The organism is Micromonospora sp. WMMB235 (genome assembly GCF_001855515.1).
Lineage (GTDB): Bacteria > Actinomycetota > Actinomycetes > Mycobacteriales > Micromonosporaceae > Micromonospora > Micromonospora aurantiaca.
This window is the reverse complement of record NZ_MDRX01000001.1, coordinates 6,323,997-6,342,084: the sequence shown is the minus strand read 5'-3', so window position 1 is coordinate 6,342,084 and position 18,088 is coordinate 6,323,997. Positions and strand designations below refer to the sequence as shown.

Annotated in this window: 14 protein-coding genes; 4 read left to right on the top strand and 10 right to left on the bottom strand. The window is 74.0% G+C overall.

Going from position 1 to position 18,088, the window contains the following annotated elements; all coding sequences use genetic code 11:
• Positions 1 to 43: 43 nt before the first annotated feature.
• Positions 44 to 1,039, top strand: coding sequence for an LLM class flavin-dependent oxidoreductase (locus tag BFV98_RS28355; RefSeq protein ID WP_176921735.1), 996 nt, complete (start codon positions 44 to 46; stop codon positions 1,037 to 1,039).
• 167 nt (positions 1,040 to 1,206) lie between these two features.
• On the opposite strand, the gene BFV98_RS28350 is transcribed toward BFV98_RS28355, so the two are convergent.
• The 6 genes from BFV98_RS28350 to BFV98_RS28325 form a co-directional block, all read right to left on the bottom strand.
• A complete protein-coding gene (locus tag BFV98_RS28350; RefSeq protein ID WP_071098370.1) occupies positions 1,207 to 3,489 on the bottom strand; it encodes a cellulose binding domain-containing protein in 2,283 nt (760 codons plus the stop codon).
• A gap of 430 nt (positions 3,490 to 3,919) precedes the next feature.
• Positions 3,920 to 4,963 carry a sulfite exporter TauE/SafE family protein gene (locus tag BFV98_RS28345; protein WP_071098369.1) on the bottom strand — a complete coding sequence of 348 codons (1,044 nt, stop codon included), beginning with the start codon at positions 4,961 to 4,963 and terminating at the stop codon, positions 3,920 to 3,922.
• A 132-nt stretch (positions 4,964 to 5,095) separates the two neighbouring features.
• Complete coding sequence (locus tag BFV98_RS28340) at positions 5,096 to 5,566, bottom strand: Rrf2 family transcriptional regulator (RefSeq protein ID WP_013287529.1); 471 nt, start codon at positions 5,564 to 5,566, stop codon at positions 5,096 to 5,098.
• Positions 5,567 to 5,637: 71 nt separating this feature from the next.
• Positions 5,638 to 6,507 (bottom strand): acyl-CoA thioesterase II, encoded by an 870-nt coding sequence (locus BFV98_RS28335; protein WP_071098367.1) that lies wholly within the window; start codon positions 6,505 to 6,507, stop codon positions 5,638 to 5,640.
• A gap of 182 nt (positions 6,508 to 6,689) precedes the next feature.
• Entirely contained in the window at positions 6,690 to 8,138 is a 1,449-nt protein-coding gene (pyk, locus tag BFV98_RS28330) for a pyruvate kinase (protein ID WP_013287531.1), read from the bottom strand.
• 279 nt (positions 8,139 to 8,417) lie between these two features.
• Positions 8,418 to 8,783: a YciI family protein gene (locus tag BFV98_RS28325; protein ID WP_013287532.1), complete on the bottom strand. Its 366-nt coding sequence runs from the start codon at positions 8,781 to 8,783 to the stop codon at positions 8,418 to 8,420.
• Positions 8,784 to 8,947: 164 nt separating this feature from the next.
• Here BFV98_RS28325 and BFV98_RS28320 point away from each other — a divergent pair, with 164 nt between their 5' ends.
• Complete coding sequence (locus tag BFV98_RS28320) at positions 8,948 to 9,814, top strand: aldo/keto reductase (protein WP_013475834.1); 867 nt, start codon at positions 8,948 to 8,950, stop codon at positions 9,812 to 9,814.
• A gap of 90 nt (positions 9,815 to 9,904) precedes the next feature.
• Positions 9,905 to 11,497 carry a GMC family oxidoreductase gene (locus BFV98_RS28315; RefSeq protein WP_071098365.1) on the top strand — a complete coding sequence of 531 codons (1,593 nt, stop codon included), beginning with the start codon at positions 9,905 to 9,907 and terminating at the stop codon, positions 11,495 to 11,497.
• 82 nt (positions 11,498 to 11,579) lie between these two features.
• Here BFV98_RS28315 and BFV98_RS28310 read toward each other — a convergent pair whose 3' ends face one another.
• From BFV98_RS28310 to BFV98_RS28295, 4 genes are all read right to left on the bottom strand, one after another.
• Complete coding sequence (locus tag BFV98_RS28310; RefSeq protein ID WP_013475832.1) at positions 11,580 to 12,383, bottom strand: alpha/beta fold hydrolase; 804 nt, start codon at positions 12,381 to 12,383, stop codon at positions 11,580 to 11,582.
• A gap of 168 nt (positions 12,384 to 12,551) precedes the next feature.
• Positions 12,552 to 12,815: a DUF6244 family protein gene (locus BFV98_RS28305; protein ID WP_013287536.1), complete on the bottom strand. Its 264-nt coding sequence runs from the start codon at positions 12,813 to 12,815 to the stop codon at positions 12,552 to 12,554.
• Between the two features lie 151 nt (positions 12,816 to 12,966).
• A complete protein-coding gene (locus tag BFV98_RS28300; protein WP_071098363.1) occupies positions 12,967 to 13,746 on the bottom strand; it encodes a hypothetical protein in 780 nt (259 codons plus the stop codon).
• 115 nt (positions 13,747 to 13,861) lie between these two features.
• A complete protein-coding gene (locus BFV98_RS28295) occupies positions 13,862 to 16,381 on the bottom strand; it encodes an FtsK/SpoIIIE domain-containing protein (protein ID WP_083395324.1) in 2,520 nt (839 codons plus the stop codon).
• A gap of 183 nt (positions 16,382 to 16,564) precedes the next feature.
• On the opposite strand from BFV98_RS28295, the gene BFV98_RS28290 reads away from it, so the two are divergent.
• Complete coding sequence (locus BFV98_RS28290) at positions 16,565 to 17,977, top strand: alkaline phosphatase PhoX (RefSeq protein ID WP_071098362.1); 1,413 nt, start codon at positions 16,565 to 16,567, stop codon at positions 17,975 to 17,977.
• Positions 17,978 to 18,088 lie beyond the last annotated feature (111 nt).

Sequence of the window (18,088 nt, the reverse complement as noted above, 5' to 3'; positions counted from 1 at the left end):
TCCGGCACGTCGCGGGTTGCACCTGCCTGTGATCGACGTACCCATGTCTGTTCTTGATCTTGCCCCGGTGGCGGCGACCGGCAACGCCGGTGAGGCGCTGCGGTACACCACGGAGCTGGCCCGCCGCACCGAGGAGCTGGGCTACCGCCGGTTCTGGGTGGCCGAGCACCACAACATGCCCGCCATCGCGAGTTCCGCCCCGGCGGTGCTGCTCGCGCACCTGGCGGCGAACACCAGCACGATCCGGCTCGGCTCGGGCGGGGTGATGCTGCCCAACCACGCGCCGCTGGTGGTGGCCGAGCAGTTCGGCACGCTGGAGGCGCTGCACCCGGGCCGGATCGACCTGGGCATCGGCCGGGCGCCGGGCACCGACCAGGTGACCGCGCTGGCGCTGCGCCGCACCATGGAGGGCCTGTCCGCGGAGCACTTCCCGCGTGAGCTGGCCGACCTGATGAACTACTTCTCCGGCGCCGAGCCGGGCCCGATCACCGCGACGCCGGGCCGCGGCCAGTCGCCGCAGGTGTGGCTGCTCGGGTCCAGCGGGTTCAGCGCGCAGCTGGCCGGTCTGCTCGGGCTGCCGTTCTCGTTCGCGCACCACTTCAGCTCGCAGAACACGATCCCGGCGTTGCAGCTCTACCGGCAGAACTTCCGGCCGTCGCAGTGGCTGGACCGGCCGCACGCGATGGTGGCTGTCAACGCGGTCTGCGCGGAGACCGACGAGCGGGCCGAGTGGCTGGCCGGACCGTCCGGGCTGTCGTTCCTGAAGCTGCGGTCGGGGCGGCCGGAGCCGCTCGTCACGCCGGAGGAGGCGGCGGCGTACCCGTACTCGGAGTTCGAGCGGGAGTTCGTCGCCCAGCGCCGCGACGGCCAGGCGACCGGTTCGCCGGAGACGGTGGCCCGGCAGCTCGGTGAGTTGCTGGCGCGCACCGGCGCGGACGAACTGATGCTCACCACGATGGTGTACGACGTGGCGGACCGGGTCCGCTCGTTCGAGCTGATCGCCGAGAAGGTGGCGGGCGGGCTGCGCCGGGAGGGCTGAAACACGCTCTTCATAGCGACGTCACCGCACCGTCGCGTGGGACGCATAACTTTGTCCCCGGTGGTGGTACGGCATTCCCGGTCGGGACGGGTCGGGAATGCTGCGGTGTGGTGCACCGGGTCGCCGGCGGAGCGGATTCCGCGGCCGGCGACCCGGTGCCTGCCGTTTCAGCGCAGGTAGATGTTCGGCGCGGGCGGGGTGCTCATGCCGTCGCCCAGGAAGTAGCCGGGGTGCGGCGGCTGGTTGTAGGCGGTGTTCTGCCAGGCCACCGCCACCCGGTACTGCGGGTCGTGCATCAGCGTCGGCAGGCGCAGCCCGGTGGTCACAGGCGTGCTGTAGATCCGTAGCGCGGTGCTGTCGGAGGTGCGCCAGACGACCTCCTCGCGCCAGTCGCCGAGCAGGTCCGCGGAGAGCGCCGGGGTGGACTTGGTGCCGTTGTTCGAGGCGACGCCGCTGCCGGTGAGCAGCCGGGTGTCGCCGCCGGTGCCGTACTTGTCGATCTTCGTGGCGTCGAGCAGCTCCCGGACCGGGTCGCCGTCCCACCAGATCAGGAAGTTCGCCGACGACGGTTTGCGCCCGACGTTCTGGCCCCGGGTGTTCAGCAGCCCGTCGACAGCCGACGACCAGGACTCGGCACCCGGGCTGCCCGCCCAGACGTCGCCGGAGACGCCGCGGCCGTTGTCGCCGCTCGGCGCGGTCTGCCAGATGATCTGCCCGGTACGCGCGTCGGCCATCCAGGAGCTGGGCTTGCTGCCGTCCTCGTCGACCTTGAACACCTCCAGGCCCGCGCGGGAGGGGTCGAGGTCGCCGACGTGCAGGGCGTCGCCGTGGCCGTTGCCGGTGGAGTACAGCAGCCGGCCGTTGTCGTCGATGGTGGCGGCGCCGTACACGATCTCCTGGCGGCCGTCGTTGTCCACGTCGGCCACGGAGAGCTGGTGGTTGCCCTGGCCGGCGGCGGCGCCGTTGCCGGAGGCGTTCGAGTCGAACGTCCAGCGCTTGCGCAGCGTGCCGTCGCGGAAGTCCCAGGCCGCGACGACGGCCCTGGTGTAGTAGCCGCGCGCCATGATCAGCGAGGGGCGCTGCCCGTCCAGGTACGCGGTGCCGGCGAGGAACCGGTCGACCCGGTTGCCGTACGAGTCACCCCAGGACGAGACGGTGCCGCGCGGCGGGTCGTAGTCGACGGTGGACAGCGCCGCGCCGGTGCGGCCGTCGAACATGGTCAGGTACTCCGGTCCGGCGAGCACGTAGCCGCTGGAGTTGCGGTGGTCGGCCGAGCCGTTGCCGATCACCTGGCCGGTGCCGGAGCGGGTGCCGTCGGCGGTCTTCACGGCCACCTCGGCGTCCCCGTCGCCGTCGTAGTCGTACACCTGGAACTGGGTGTAGTGGGCGCCGGCGCGGATGTTGCGGCCGAGGTCGATGCGCCACAGCCGGGTGCCGGTGAGCGTGTACGCGTCGACGTAGACGTTGCCGGTGTAGCCGGACTGCGAGTTGTCCTTGGCGTTCGACGGATCCCACTTGAGCACGAACTCGTAGCGGCCGTCGCCGTCGAGGTCACCGACGCTCGCGTCGTTCGCCGCGTAGCTGTACCCCTCCCCGGACGGGGTGGTGCCGCCGGGCGGCGGCTGGATCGGCACGTCCAGGTAACCGTTGGCGAACTGGAGCGCCGGGGCGGACGCCGCCTGCTCGGCGCCGTTCACCACGGCCCGCACGGTGTACGCCGATCCGGCCGCCGCGCCGCTGTCCAGGTACGTGGTGGCGCCGGTGATCGGACTGCCGTTGACCTTGGTGCCACCCCGGTAGAGGTTGAACGAGACCCCCGTCGTCTCGGTGCCGAGCAGCCGCCAGGAGACCAGGTTCCCGCTGCCGGAGCGGACGCTGATCAGGCCCCGGTCGAGGTCCTCCATCTGCTTCGCGCCGGCCGGCGGGGTGGTCGGTGGCGGGGTGGTGGGCGGGGGTGTGGACGGCGGAGGCGTGGTGGGCGCGGGCGTGCTCGGTGGTGGCGTCGACGGTGGCGCGCTGGTGGACGGCGCGCCGGTGCAGGCGGTGCCGTTGAGCGTGAACGCGGCCGGAACCGGGTTCGACGCGTTGTTCCACGAGCCGTTGAAGCCGAAGTTCGCGGTGCCGCCGGTGCCGATGGCCGCGTTGTAGCCGGCGTCGCGGGCGCTGACCTGGGCGCCGGACTGGCTGACAGTCGCGTTCCACGCCTGGACGACCTGCTGGCCGGCGGCGAAACTCCAGCCGAGGGTCCAGCCGTTGACCGGATCGCCGAGGTTCGTCACTGTCACGTCGGCGCCGAAGCCGCCGCTCCACTGGTTGGTGATCCGGTAGTCGACCCGGCAGGCGGCGGCAGCCGCCGCGGCGGTCATCGTGGTGAGCGCGCCGGCCGACAGGGTGACCGCCGAAGCCGCGGCGAGCAGCGCGATCCGGCGGCGTGGGGTGGTGAGGTGCACGGGGAATGCCTTTCGCGGAGGTCAGGCACGGGGCGAGCGCCGGCCTGCCCGGACCGGCGAATTCGTGCCCTGACGCGACGAGCGACGTCAACACATCGACGTCCATGATTCGGCTCCGCGCTCCGTCAGCCTAGGTCACCGCTGGACACGCCCACAAGCGCCGGACTCACCGGGCACGTCGCACGCGCCCTTCACCCCGTCCCGTCGCGGTGGCGGCCGGCGCGGCGGCACGGCAGGTCGGCGGCACGGCAGGTCGGCGGCACGGCAGAGTCGCGGCGGGCGGCGAGAAGGGACAGCCGACAACCGATATGCCTCTCGGTCATATTTATGACCGAGAGGCATATCGGTTGGAGTGCTTGTGTCTCCGGAGGGCGACACGCCGAGGAACACCCCTCGCGGGTGCGGGGGCGCCCCGGGAAGGCCCAGAGGCTCAGCCTTCGACGGCGGCGGCGAGCTTCCGCGACTCCGCGGCCTCGGCGGACTCCCCCGAAGCCGCGGGCTCCGCCGACGCGGCGGACTCACCCGGCTTGGCGAACTCCGCCGGCTCCGCCGACGCGGTAGGCTCTCCTGCCGGAGCAGGGCCGTCGGCGAGGGCCGCCTCGACTGTGGCGCGTGCCCGGCGGGTACGGCGCAGGGCGCGCACCGCCAGCCCGACGGCGACCAGCCACGCGACGCCGAGCAGCACGTACACCACCACCGGCACCGAGCCGCCCACGCCGCCGGCGCTCAGCAGCGTGCGGGCGTTCGTCAGCACGATCACGCCGCCGATCACGGCGCCGAGCAGCTGGGCGGGGACGATGCGGACCAGCCAGGCCGCGATCGGCGCGGCGATCAGGCCGCCGACCAGGAGAGCGGCCACAGTGGGCAGCAGGAAACCCTCGGAGCCCAGGCCGATGAGGAAGCCGATGCTGGCCGCGCCGGCCACCACGAACTCGGAGGTGTCCACCGAGCCGATGACCTTGCGGGGTTCCATCCGGCCGGAGACGAGCAGCGCCGGGGTGGCGACCGGCCCCCAGCCACCGCCGCCGGTGGCGTCGACGAAGCCGGCGACCAGGCCGAGCGGGGCGAGGAAGCGGCTGCGCAGCCGGCCGGCCGCGCGGTTGGCGCGCAGCGGCCGGGAGAACCGCACCAGCAGGTACGCGCCGAGCGTGAACAGGATGGCGGCCATCCACGGCGCCGCGGCCTCGGTGGAGATGGAGCTGAGGAACGTCGCCCCGGCGAACGCGCCGATCGCGCCGGGCAGCGCGATGCGGCCGACCACCCGCCAGTCGACGTTACCGAATCGCCAGTGCGAGACGCCCGCGGCGAGCGTGGTGCCGATCTCGGCCAGGTGCACCGAGGCGGACGCGGCGGCCGGTGCCACACCGGCGAACAGGAGAAGCGTCGAGGAGGTCAGCCCGTACGCCATGCCGAGCGCGCCGTCGACGAGTTGCGCGGCGAGCCCGACGAGGGCGAGGACCAGCAGCTTGCGCACGAGCGCCCCCTGACTTTTCGGTATCTCCTATCAACTTGGTCGACAATGCGGCACGGAGGCGCCCCGGGTCAAGTCCCCCATCCGGTTGGTAGGAGACGCCGGACGGTGTGCCGGGGTGTGCGGAAGCCGGCGTCAGCTCCAGGCGCGCGGGTCGGCGGCCAGCTCGTTGACCCGGCCGGGCAGCGCGCCGGCGGCCACGTCGGCGATGGTGACCAGCTCGAGGATCTCCCGCTCGCTGGCCCGCAACGCGATCCAGACGTCCTGCAACGCGCGGGCCGCACCCTGGTAGCCGAGCTGTTCCGGGCGCTGCCCGCGTACGTGCGCGAGCGGACCGTCGATGACGCGGATCACCTCGGCCAGGGAGATCTCCCCGGCCGGCCGGGCCAGCCAGTAGCCGCCCTCGGGGCCACGCTGGGCGTGCACGATGCCGCCCCGGCGCAGTTGCAGCAGGATGCTCTCCAGGAACTTCGGCGGGATGTCCTGCGCGCGGGCGATCTGCTCGGCGGTCACCGGCCGGCTCCGCCCAGTGGTCCCCCCGACCGCGACCGAGGCCAGCTCAGCGGCCGCGCGGAGGGCATAGTCGACCCGGGCGGAGAGACGCATACGGCCAGGTTAGTCCGCTGCGGTGCGGGCCGGCCCCCCGACCCGCACCCGGACGATCACCGATCGGGCTCTCAGCCGCCGACGCGCCGCAGCAGCCCCTCCTGGACGGCGCTGGCGATGTGCCGGCCGTCGGTGGTGAACATCCGGCCCGTGGCCAGGCCGCGGGCGCCCGATGCGGACGGGCTCCAGCAGTCGTACAGGAACCACTCGTCGGCGCGGAACGACCTGTGGAACCACAGCGCGTGGTCGAGGCTCGCACCGACCACACCGCCCGGGCCCCACACCTCGCCGTGCACCGACAGCACCGAGTCCAGCAGGGTCAGGTCGGAGGCGTACGTGAGGGCGCACGCGTGCAGCAGCGGATCGTCCGGCAGCTTGCCGTCCAGGCGCATCCACACCCGCTGGTGCGGTTCGGCCGGGCGGTCGCCGGGGCGGACCCAGCCGGGCTCGCCGACGTAGCGCACGTCGATCGGGCGCGGGATCATCCCCCAGATGCCGAGGCGCTCCGGGTAGCGGGAGAGCCGGTCGGTCATGGTCGGCACGTCGTCCGGGCCGGGTACGTCCGGCGGGAGCGGGGCGTGGTGGTCCAGCCCTTCCTCCTGGCGCTGGAACGACGCCGACATGAAGAAGATCGGCTTGTCGTGCTGCAACGCCACCGAGCGACGCACCGAGAAGGAGCGGCCGTCACGGACGTTCTCCACCTGGTACTCGATCGGCTCGGCCGGGTCGCCGGGGCGCACGAAGTAGCCGTGCAGGGAGTGCACGGCCCGCTCCGCGTCGACGGTGCGGCCAGCTGCGACCAGGGCCTGGCCGGCGACCTGCCCGCCGTAGACCCGCTGCGGACCCACCTGCGGGCTCATCCCCCGGAAGGTCATCTCCCCGGCACGGGCGAGGTCGAGCACCTCCAGCAGCTGGTCGACCGCCGCCTGCCCGGTCGCCACCCCACTCACTGTGTCACCTTCGTTCGCGACTGCGGGGCTCGCAAACCCGGCTCACTCCTCGCACTCACTGTGTCACCTTCGTTCGCGACTGCGGGGCTCGCAAACCCGGCTCACTCCTCGCACTCACTGTGTCACCTTCGTTCGCGACTGCGGGGCTCGCAAACCCGGCTCACTCCTCGCACTCACTGGAGCGCCCGGGCCGAGGCCGCGTCGACCAGCGAACCGAGCTGGTGCACGCGCAGCGTGTTGGTGGAGCCGGGGGTGCCGGGCGGGCTGCCCGCCACGATCACCACGTAGTCACCCGGGTTGGCCCGGTTGAGGCCGAGCAGCGCCTGGTCGACCTGGCGGAACATGTCGTCGGTGTGCTCGACGAACGGCATCAGGAACGTCTCCACGCCCCAGGAGAGCGCGAGCTGGTTGCGCACCTCCGGCACCGGCGTGAACGCCAGCAGCGGCAGGTCGCAGTGCAGCCGGGCCAGCCGCTTGACGGTGTCACCGGTCTGCGAGAACGCGACCATGGCCTTGGCGCCGATGGCCCGGGCGATCGACGAGGCGGCGACTGTGAGCGCGCCGCCGTGCGTACGCGGGTCGTGCTGCAACCGGGGGACGGCGATCGAGCCGGCCTCGGTGGTGGTGATGATCTTCGCCATGGTGCTGACGGTGAGCACCGGGTACTTGCCGACGCTCGTCTCGCCGGAGAGCATCACCGCGTCCGCGCCGTCGAGCACCGCGTTGGCCACGTCGGAGGCCTCGGCGCGGGTCGGGCGGGAGTTCTCGATCATCGAGTCGAGCATCTGGGTGGCCACGATGACCGGCTTGGCGTTCTCCCGGCACAGCTGCACGGCACGCTTCTGCACCAGCGGCACCTGGTCCAGCGGCAGTTCGACGCCGAGGTCGCCGCGGGCGACCATGACCCCGTCGAAGGAGAGCACGATCGCCTCCAGGTGATCGACCGCCTCCGGCTTCTCGACCTTGGCCAGGACCGGGCGGCGCACGCCCTCCTCGTCCATGATCGAGTGGACGAGCTTGATGTCCTCCGGCGAGCGGACGAAGGAGAGCGCGACCAGGTCGACGCCGAGGCCGAGGGCGAAGCGCAGGTCCTCGGCGTCCTTGTCGGACAGGGCCGGGACGCTCACCGCGACGTTCGGCAGCGAGACGCCCTTGTTGTTGGAGACCGGGCCGCCCTCGGTGACCAGGCACCGGATGTCGTTGCCGGTGACGTCGCTGACCTCGACCGCGACCCGGCCGTCGTCGATCAGCAGCCGGTCGCCCGGCTTCACCTCCTGCGGCAGCTTGCGGTAGGTGCAGGAGACCCGCTCCTTGGTGCCCACCACCTCGTCGCCGGTGATCACGACGGAGTCGCCGGTGCGCCACTCGTGCGGGCCGTCGGCGAACCGGCCCAGCCGGATCTTGGGCCCCTGGAGGTCGGCGAGCACCGCGACCGGGCGCCCGGACGCCTCGGCGGCCTCCCGGACCAACCGGTAGACCGATTCGTGGTCGGCGTGACTGCCGTGGCTGAAGTTGAGCCTCGCCACGTTCATGCCGGCTTCTACGAGCCCGCGGATACGCTCCGGGGAGGCGGTTGCGGGGCCGAGAGTGCAGACGATCTTCGCGCGGCGTGTCACGCCCATCAGGCTAGTCTCTCCTCCGGATCGGCCTCCCGGCCGACCCCTTGCGGACTGCGGAACATTTGTCCAACGACGCGCGTCAACCGCGTGGGCGGGCGGTAGGCGTACCGCACCGGAACGTCGTGTGGCGGGCATCGGCGACCGCGCGGTGAGAAATCGTACCGCTCCCCGTCACGGGCCGGCCGGGGGCACTGTGGGGCCGCCGCGCCCGGCCGTCCGGCCGTGGGCGGGCACTGGGTACGCGGCAGTGGGCGGTGCCGTCGGAGGGGCTCGCTCGGAGCCTCAGCTCTCCGTCTTGACCAGCGGGAACTCCAGTGAGCCGGCCGGGCAGAGGAAGGTGAGCACCTCGACCCGGTAGAGCCCGGCCTGCACCGCCGGGTCGGCCTCCATGACGCTGCGGACGTCGTCCACCGAGCCGGTCCGGGCCAGGCCGAAACCGATCGGCGGGTCGGGTTCCCGGGCCGGGCCGTCGACCGACCCGTCCACGAGCACGATGCCGCGCCGTTGCAGCGCCCGCATGTGCTGGAGGTGCTCGGCCTGCAACCGCTGCACTGTCTCGTCCGGCAGGGCCCGTCCCGAGGGCCCCGGGTAGAGCACGATGCACTCGTACGTGTCCAGCGCGAAGTCGAGCCGTGGCGTCGCGGCCATGCGCACCTCCTGACCACCGTCCCGCCCAGCCTCCCACGGCGGCCCGGTGCGCCGGGGCCGCTCGCCGCAACTGCCGGTGCTTCGCCGCCACGATTCGGGGAATGTCCAGGGGTCGGGGCGCAGCACCGCCCCGCGAGGTACGTACGAGCACAGGAGGACCGCGAATGGCCACCAGCACCCAGCCCGCCAAGGCGTCGGGCAGCTACCGGATCGGTGGCGACCTGCCGGTCGACCGCCTCGGCTACGGGGCGATGCAGCTCACCGGCCCCGGCGTGTGGGGCGACCCGAAGGACCCGGCCGAGGCGGTGCGGGTGCTGCGCCGCGCGTACGAGCTGGGCGTCACGTTCATCGACACCGCCGACTCGTACGGGCCGTTCGTCAGCGAGCTGCTGATCCGCGAGGCGCTGCACCCGTACGCCGACGACCTGGTCATCGCGACGAAGGCCGGGCTGACCCGCTCCGGCCCGGACGACTGGCGGCCGGTGGGCCGCCCGGAGTACCTGCGCCAGCAGTGCGAGCTGAGCCTGCGCCACCTGGGCCTGGACTGCATCCCGCTCTACCAGCTGCACCGCATCGACGCGAAGGTGCCGCTGGCCGACCAGCTCGGCGAGCTGGCTCTGCTGCGCCAGGAGGGCAAGATCCGGCACATCGGGCTGTCCCAGGTCAGCGTCGAGGAGATCGAGGCGGCCCGGGCGATCGCGCCGATCGTGTCCGTGCAGAACCTCTACAACCTGGCCGACCGCAGCGCGGAGGACGTGCTGGAGCACTGCGAGCGCCACGACCTGGCGTTCATCCCGTGGTTCCCGATCGCCACCGGCAACCTGGCCCGGCCCGGCGGCCCGCTCGACGCGATCTCGACCTCGCACGGCGCCACCCCGGCGCAGCTCGCGCTGGCCTGGCTGCTGCGCCGGTCGCCGGTGATGCTGCCGATCCCCGGTACCTCGTCGGTGGCGCACCTGGAGGAGAACGTGGCGGCGGCCGGGGTGGAGCTGACCGACGACGAGTTCGAGGCGCTGGCCAAGGCAACCTGAGCCGGCCGCCGCACCTCCGCCGACCGACCCTTTCGCGGACTGTGATCGAGCAACTACTGTCAGAGGGATTCTCGCGAGTGGGGGTCCGCTGTGGAGGAGTTCGACTACGTCATCGTGGGGGCCGGTGCGGCGGGGTGCGTGCTGGCGAACCGCCTCACCGAGGATCCGGGGACGCGGGTGCTGCTGCTGGAGGCGGGCGGCTGGGACCGCAGCCCGTACGTGCGGGTGCCGAAGGCGTTCTCCCGGCTGATGGATGACCAGCGCACCGCCTGGCACTACCCGGCCACCACCGGGCCGGGCCGCCAGGAGATCTGGCAGCGCGGACGGATGATCGGCGGCTCCACGTCGGTGAACGGCATGATCTGGAGCCGCGGCGCGGCCCGGGACTGGGACGCCCTCGAACCGCTGGGCTGGGGCTGGTCGGCGATGCGGCGGGTGTTCCCGCAGTTGGAGGACCACCCGCTCGGGCCCGCGCCGCACCGGGGCGTCGGCGGTCCGGTGCGGCTGTCCGTCGCCACCGGCACCGACCCGCTCGCCGAGGAGATGGTGGCCACCGGCGCCGAGCTGGGCTGGCGCCACGCCGACGACCTGGACGCCCACGACGACGAGCGGATCGGCTACCCCACGGCCACGATCCGCGCCGGACGCCGGGTCAGCGCCGCGGACGCGTTCCTGCACCCGGTGCGGCGCCGGCCCAACCTGACCGTCGAGGTCGGCGCCGTCGTCCTGCGGGTGCTCGTCGAGGGCGGCCGCGCCACAGGTGTACGGGTGGCGCGCGGCGGCGGGGAGACCACGTACCGGGCGGCGGGTGAGGTGATCCTCGCCGCGGGCGCCCTCGCCACCCCGCACCTGTTGCAGGTCTCCGGCATCGGCCCGGCGGACACGCTGCGCGCGGCCGGGGTGCCGGTGCTGCTCGACCGGCCCCGGGTCGGCGCAGGGCTGCGCGAGCACCGGTCGATCGTGCTCCAGTACCGCCTCGCCGAACCCGGCGGCCACAACATGACCATCGGCAGCCCGCTCGGGCAGGCCCGGGCGACGCTGCGCTGGCTGCTCACCCGGGGCGGACCGCTCGCCCTGCCGGTGCTGGACGTGGCGGCCCACCTCAAGTCCCGGCCGGAGCTGGATCGCCCGGACGCGCACCTGCTGATGGCGCCGTTCTCGGCCGCCCCGCCGCGCCCCGGCAAGGCGCTGGAGCTGGAGCGGGAGCCGGGCCTGATGTGCCTGGGCACCGTCACCCGGCCGGACAGCGAGGGCAGCCTGACGATCACCGACGCGGACCCGCGTACGCCGCCGGCCATCGTGGCGAACTACCTCACCACGGAGCACGACCGGCGGGTGGCGGTGGACCTGTTCCGCCGGATGCGGGAGTTCTTCGGCACCGGCCCGATCGCGAAGCGCATCCAGGCCGAGACGGTGCCCGGAACGGCGACCACCACCGACGCGGAGATCGTCGAGGCGGCTGTGGCACGCGGCTACTGCGGCTACCACGCGATCGGCACCTGCGCGATGGGCACCGGCGACGAGCACGTGGTCGACCAGCGGTTGCGGGTACGCGGCGTGGACGGGCTGCGGGTGGTCGACGCGTCGGTGCTGCCGGTGATGGTGGCCGGCTGGACCAGCGCCCCGGTGACCGCGCTGGCCTGGCGGGCCGCCGACGTGATCAGGGGACGGGACGCGGACTGACCGCCCGGACCCGGCCGGCGCCCGCACCGGGGCCCGGCCGGACGTGCCCGGACCCGCGCGACGGCGGGTCCGGGCACGTGGCTCAGACCGCGAAGCAGTTCGGCTGGACCGGGGCGCCGGCGAGCACCTGGCGCACCGCCGTGTACGTGGTGCCGTCCAGCACCAGCCCGAGGTGGCCGACGACCCGCAGCGGGCACCACGCCTGCACCAGGATGTTCGTCGCACCGTCGGCGAGCACGGCGTTGTCGACCGGCCGGACCAGCTCGTCCTGCCAGGTGCGCACGGTGGCCCAGCGGACCGGGCCGGGCGTGTCGTCCCCGGCGTTGAGGTCGGCGAGGAAGCTCGACCCGATGGTCATCTGCTGGCAGGCGATCACACCGGCGCAGCTGCCCAGCCCGAGGACGGCGACCAGATTCGCGACGTAGGTGCCGTACTGCGGGCTGCCCAGGCTGACGTACTGGTCGACGGTGGCCGCGCCGCCGAGGTACTTGACGTACCAGCGGCTGACCAGCCCGCCCTCGGAGTGGCCGACCAGGTCGACGCGGGCCGCGCCGGTGGTGGCGCGCACCCGGTCCACGTAGGACGACAACGCCCGGGCGGACTCGCGGATGTCGCCGAGACCGAGGTTCGGCAACTGGAAGATCGAGACCCGGTAGCCGTCGGCGCGCAGCCGGGCGGCGATCGGCTCGTACGCGATGGAGATTCCACTCAGGCCACCGACCACGATCACCGGGTCGGCGGCCGCGGCGGCGGCCCGTTGCGCGGCGGTGGCGACGGCGGCCGTGTTCGACGGGGTGGCGGGTTCGGCGGTGGCGGCCTGGGCGGCGGCCGGGACGAGCAGGACGGTGGCGGCGGTGGTGGCGGCCAGGATCGTTCGGAGCAGCATGGGCTGCACCTCCGGGGGGAGGCACCCGGGCGGACCCGGGGGGGACGGGTGGGATCCGATCGATCGTGGTCACGATGATGCGTGTCCGATTTCACACACGTCAATGAAAAGTTACGCGGCGGTAACCCTTGTCGCGCCCTCAGCGCAAACCGGCATGCCGGACCGGGCTCAGTTGCCCAGCGCCTGCACCTTCGCGATGGTCTCCTGCACGTGCTGCCGGGCCGGTTCCCCGCCCTGCGCGGCCTGCGCCAGCGCCTGCCGGTAGGAGTCGATGACCCCGATCAGCGGGCCCGCCGTGGCCCCCTCCAGCGCGCCCGCCACCAGCGCCCGCGCCTCGGCCGCGTCCTGCGCGGCAGCGGCGGTGCGCGCCTTGGCCTCGTCCAGCTTCTGTGCCGCCGCCGCCAGCCTGGCGATGATCTCCGCCGCGCTCACACGCCCTCCCCCAGCTCACCCGCCCCGGAAGCCTACCTCCCCACCCCGCCCTCCCACCTTCGCGATCTTGCAGTTTCCGCCCGTCCAAAAGCCACCAATGCCGCACCCCGGAGGCCGCAACTCCATGATCGACGGAGTGGTAGGGGCCGGGTCAGCGGAGGAGGCGGAACAGGAGGAGGTAGAGGCAGAAGAAGGACGGGGAGACCAGCGCGCAGATCACGAAACCCAGCGGCACGTACCGTCCGGCCGGGGGCGCGTCGCCCTCCACCGTCGGGCGGCCCCAGCGGGCGAGCACCACCTGACCGGCCACGAAGGACATCAACGGCACGCCCGCGCAGCTCAGCGCCGCCACCAGGTCCAGCCCGCTCACCGGCAGCGACGAACCCACCATCGCGATCAGCATCAGCAGCGAACCGGCGAGCGCGCAGCCCGCGTACACCACCACCGCCCGCGCCGGCGCGGACCAGGTGGGCAGCAGCACCGGCGTGCGGGCCAGCGCGTCGGCCTGCTGCCCGAACACGTCGGCCTCCTCGGCGAGCCGCCCCGCCGCCGCCAGCTCCCCCGCCGGGTCGCCGGCCCGCGGCGCCGGAACACCACCCGATGGGTACGCCCCGACCTCCGGCCGCCCCGGCGCGTCGGCTACGCCGCCGGTCACCCCGTCACCCGGTCCGGGCGCGGGACCTGGTGCTCCCCCACCGGCCACCATCGCCGGTGCCGGCTCCTCCGCCGGGACCGAGGCCATCGGCACACCGATCGCCTGCCCGAGCCGGTCGAGGTGCTGCCCCTGGGCGGCGAGCCGCTGCCCGACCGAGTCGACGGCGGCCTGGAGGCCGCGGCGGCGCTCCGCCTCGGCGGCGATCTCCCGCTCCCCGCCCCGCTGCCGGGTGGACAACTCCCGCAGCAGCGCCGCGTACTCGTCGAACCCGCTCATGTGATGTCTTTCGTTCGCGACTGCGGGGCTCGCAAACCCGGCTCACTCCTCGCGCTCACAAGGCCGTCTTTCGTTCGCGACTGCGGGGCTCGCAAACCCGGCTCACTCCTCGCGCTCACGGGGTGACCTCACTCCCGGCGGCGAACGGCACGATCAGCGCGGTGCGGTGCTCGTGCCGGTCGACGAGCAGGGCGCGTCCCTCGCGCGGGACGTACGCGAGGTCGTGCACGCCGAGGTGCAGGCCCAGGTCGGCGGCGGGGACGTTCAGCGCGACCAGGCCGGTCACGTCGTCGCGGTGCCCGCTGCCGCCGAGGTCGTCGGCGAGCCGGCGCAGCCCGCGCCACCAGCCGAGCACGTGCACACCGCGCGACGGTCCCTGGCGCAGCACGGCGCGCAGGTCGTCGTACCCGGAGCGGAACGTCGCCGGGTCGGAGGCGGCGAGCGTCGTGGCGGCGGCGTCCATCCCGAACACCACGAGGTAGGTGCGCCCGGCGGCCGGGGCGTCCCCGGTTGCGGCCTCGGCGAGCTGGGCGCGCAGCGCGCCGGCGTCGAGGCGCCGGACCGGATGCCCGGCGGCGGCCAGCGTCATGGCCAGGTCGTCGGCGGCGTCGGTGGTGCCCGGTGCCAGCGGCGCGAACAGGAACCGGGCGGTGCCGGGGGCGTGCTGGCGGGCCAGGGACAGGGTCGCCGACCGGAGCACGTCCGCGCCGGCCGCGGCGGTGCCGACCACCGCCAGGTGCCGGCCGGGGCTGGCGTCGAGCGCGAACCCGGCCGGGCTGCCGGGGACGTCGACCACGCGGCCGACGAGCGCGTACGGCGGGTCGGCGCCCGGCGTCAGCGCCGCCCAGGCGGGGTCGTCGGTGAGCCGGGGCGTCTCGTGTCCCCGGAAGACGGCAGGCGGGCGTGACCCGGCCGGGCGGGCCGCGTGCAGCTCGTGGCGCAGCGCGGCGAGGTCGGCCGAGGCGGCGTGCGCGTCGGGGAACCGCACCTCGGCGTCCGAGCCGGGCGCGCCCGCGCCGGTGTTCACCACTGCGGTGCCGACGGTGAGCCCGCGTGCGGCGTCGTTGCGCGGGTCCAGCACGGCGTCGCCGCCGGGCAGCGCGATCCGCAGCGGGAACTGCCCGAAGATCGCCTCGGCCCGGCCGTAGAGCGCCTCGATGCCGGTGGTGCTCTGGCTCGCCAGCACCAGGTGCAGGCCGTACGAGCGGCCCTTGCGGGCCAGTTCCTCGATCAGGTCGACGGCCTGCCGGGCCAGCGCGTCGTTGCCGGCGAACAGCACGTGGAACTCGTCGACCACTGTGACGATCCGGGGCGGCCGGGCGTTCGGCGGCAGGTCGGCCAGGCGGCTGACGCCGTGCCGCTTCAGCAGGTCGGCGCGGCGGCCCAGTTCGGCGCGCAGCTCGCGCAGCACCGCCACGCCGTACTCGCGGTCGGACTCGATGCCGACCGCGTCGGCGTGCGGCAGCCAGGACGGGTCACGGTCGGTGGGCACGAACTCGGTGAAGCTGACGCCCTCCTTGAAGTCGAGCAGCATCAGCCGCAGCTCGGCCGGGGAGTAGCGGGCGGCCAGCCCGTACAGCACGTCGAGCAGCAGGACCGTCTTGCCGGCGCCGGTCCGCCCGCCGATCAGCCAGTGCGGGGTGGCGTCGTCGAACGCCACGCTCAGCGGACGGCGTCCGGCCCGGCCGAGCACGGTACGCAGCCCGGACGCGGCGGACCCGGCCCAGCGCTGCGCGGGCAGCAGGTCGGTGAACGTGACGCCGTCCTGATCGGCGGCCTCGGCGTACCGGCGGGCCAGCGCGGTCACAGTGGCGTGCGACGGGTCGCCGTCGAGCACCACGGGTGCGGCCAGCCCGCTGCCGTCGGTGCTGAACGGGCGCCCCGGCGGGTCGCCGACGAGCGTGTACCGCTCGGTGACGCGAAGCTGGGTGGTGGCGCCCAGCGGCGGAGCCGCGCTCGGCCCGGCCGGTGGGTGGCCGGCCAGCAGCACGCAGACGGCCGCGGCCGGGCCGGCGTGGGTGAGCGCGGCCAGCCGGGCCAGTTCCCGGGGCGGCGGCGCGGACGCGGCGACCACCACCAGCAGCTCGCGGTCCTCCGGCGCGGACCGCTGGGCGGTACGGGCGTGCCGCTCGGCCAGGTCGAGCAGGGCCGTCGTCTCCGCCTCGGTGGTCGCCGCCGCGGCGAGCACCCCGGCATCCTGGAGCGGGCGCAACGGCAGGAACGCCGCGCCGAAGGCGGCCTGGTCGATGCCGGCCACCCGGATCGCGCCGGCCGGCGCGGCGGTCAGCAGCCGTACCACCACCGCCCGCAGCAGCTCGCCGACGCGCGGGTCACGGGCGTCCGCGTCGACGGCCAGGTGCGCGCCCGCGCCCACCGGCACGAGCACCGGGAACGCGCCGTCGACAGTGGTCGCGGCGCCGAGGCGTACCGGAACGGGGTGGGTGGCGACGCGGGCGGTGCCGGGCACCGCGGCGGCCAGCTCACCGCCGAGGCGGGCCAGCCGCGCCACCAGCTCCGGGCTGCCCACCGGCGCCGGGCCCGCGGCGCCCAGCAGCCGCCGGGCCGCCTCCCAGTGCCGCACCGCCCGCCGATGCCGATCGACCGCCTGCCGGTACGCCGCCGCGAGTCTGCCCACCGTCCGCCCTCCGACGTTTGCGATCGAAGGGAACCCTAACGGACGCGCGCCGCACCGGCACGGGGCGCTCCGCACCGGGGATTCGTCCACTGTTCACCCGGCTACGGACGGGCGCGCCGCACGCCGTTCCCCCGGCCCGGTTTGCCTTCCCCCAGGCAATCGTGCGCACAGGAAGGCGACGACGTGACCACCTCACCTCTTCCCCGGCGGTCCCTGCTGCGCGGCGGCGTGGCCGGCGGACTCGGCATCATGGTGGCCGGCAGCCTGGAGGCGATCGCCGGACCGGCGGCGGCCCGGCCCGCCTGCCGCCCCGCCGTCGGCTACGGCGACCTGGTGCCGGACCCGGCCGGCCTGCTGGCGCTGCCGCCGGGCTTCTCGTACACGGTCGTCGCGCAGGCGGGCGCGACGCTCCTGGAGTCCGGGCAGCCCACCCCGAGCGACGCGGACGGCACCGGCTGCTTCCGCGGCCCGCACGGCTCGGTGCTGGTGAACAACCACGAGATCGGCGGCGACGAACCGTACCCGGTGCCCGCGCTGCCCGGCCTCACCTACGACCCGGGTGCCCGCGGCGGCACCACCACCATCGAGGTGGACCGGCACGGGCGGCGGCTGCGCGAGTACGTCAGCGTCGCCGGCACGCACAACAACTGCGCCGGTGGCATCACCCCGTGGGGCACGTGGCTGACCTGCGAGGAGACCGAGCAGCGGGCCGGTGGGCGGTATCTGAAGGACCACGGGTACGTCTTCGAGGTCGACCCGCACGACCGGTCCGCCAACACCGACCCGGTGCCGCTGACGTTCCTCGGGCGGTACTCGCACGAGGCGGTGGCTGTCGACCCGTACACGCACTCGATCTACCTGACCGAGGACGCGAGCGGGCCCAACGGCCTGTACTTCCGGTGGACGCCGCCGCCCGGCTTCCGGGCCGGCAAGGGCGCGCTGCGGGCGCTCGCCCAGCGGCCCGACGGCGGCACCGCCGGCAGCCTCGCCGCGATGCGCTGCCTGCGCGGCGACACGCACGTGGCCGACCTGTCCGAGGCCACCACGCCCGGCACCCGCTACCGGGTGGAGTGGGTCGAGGTGCCGGACCGCGACGCCCGGACCGTGTCCGTACGCAAGCAGTTCACCGACGCCGAGGTGACCCGCAGCCGCAAGCTGGAGGGCGCCTGGTGGGGCGACGGCGGCGCGTACTTCGTGGCCAGCTACGCCCGACACGACGACGGCAGCGCCAACGAGCACGACGGGCAGGTGTGGTTCTACGACCCGCGCCGCCAGACCGTGACGCTGAAGACCATCTTCGGGGTCAACACCGACCCGGAGGCCGACACCGGCAACTACGACGGGCCGGACAACATCACCGTGTCGCCGTACGGCGGGGTGATCCTGGCCGAGGACGGCGAGGGCGTGTCGCACCTGGTCGGCGTCACCGAGCAGGGCAAGGCGTACCCGCTGGCCCGCAACGAACTGAACGACAGCGAGTTCACCGGGCCGACGTTCAGCGCGGACGGGAAGACGCTGTTCGCCAACATCCAGTCACCGGGGTACGTGTTCGCGATCACCGGACCGTGGGGGCGGCCTGGTAACGGGCACCGCTGAGCGGGTGGCCGGCGGTTCCCGGGCGGGAGCCGCCGGCCGATCCGCCTCTCCTCGGCGATCTTGCACCTGCAGCCCTGAAGAATGGGTGCATAAGCCGCATTTCGCCGCGCG

What these genes read in the sequence shown, in the direction of transcription:
- BFV98_RS28355 (WP_176921735.1), top strand. Translation starts at nt 44, where the DNA reads ATGTCTGTTCTTGATCTTGCCCCGGTGGCGGCGACCGGCAACGCCGGT.
- BFV98_RS28325 (WP_013287532.1), bottom strand. Translation starts at nt 8,783, where the DNA reads ATGGCCGCGACGCCACGGCTCGACTTCGCGCTGGACACGTACGAGTGC.
- pyk (WP_013287531.1), bottom strand. Translation starts at nt 8,138, where the DNA reads ATGGGCGTGACACGCCGCGCGAAGATCGTCTGCACTCTCGGCCCCGCA.
- BFV98_RS28310 (WP_013475832.1), bottom strand. Translation starts at nt 12,383, where the DNA reads ATGCTGCTCCGAACGATCCTGGCCGCCACCACCGCCGCCACCGTCCTG.
- BFV98_RS28320 (WP_013475834.1), top strand. Translation starts at nt 8,948, where the DNA reads ATGGCCACCAGCACCCAGCCCGCCAAGGCGTCGGGCAGCTACCGGATC.
- BFV98_RS28300 (WP_071098363.1), bottom strand. Translation starts at nt 13,746, where the DNA reads ATGAGCGGGTTCGACGAGTACGCGGCGCTGCTGCGGGAGTTGTCCACC.
- BFV98_RS28340 (WP_013287529.1), bottom strand. Translation starts at nt 5,566, where the DNA reads ATGCGTCTCTCCGCCCGGGTCGACTATGCCCTCCGCGCGGCCGCTGAG.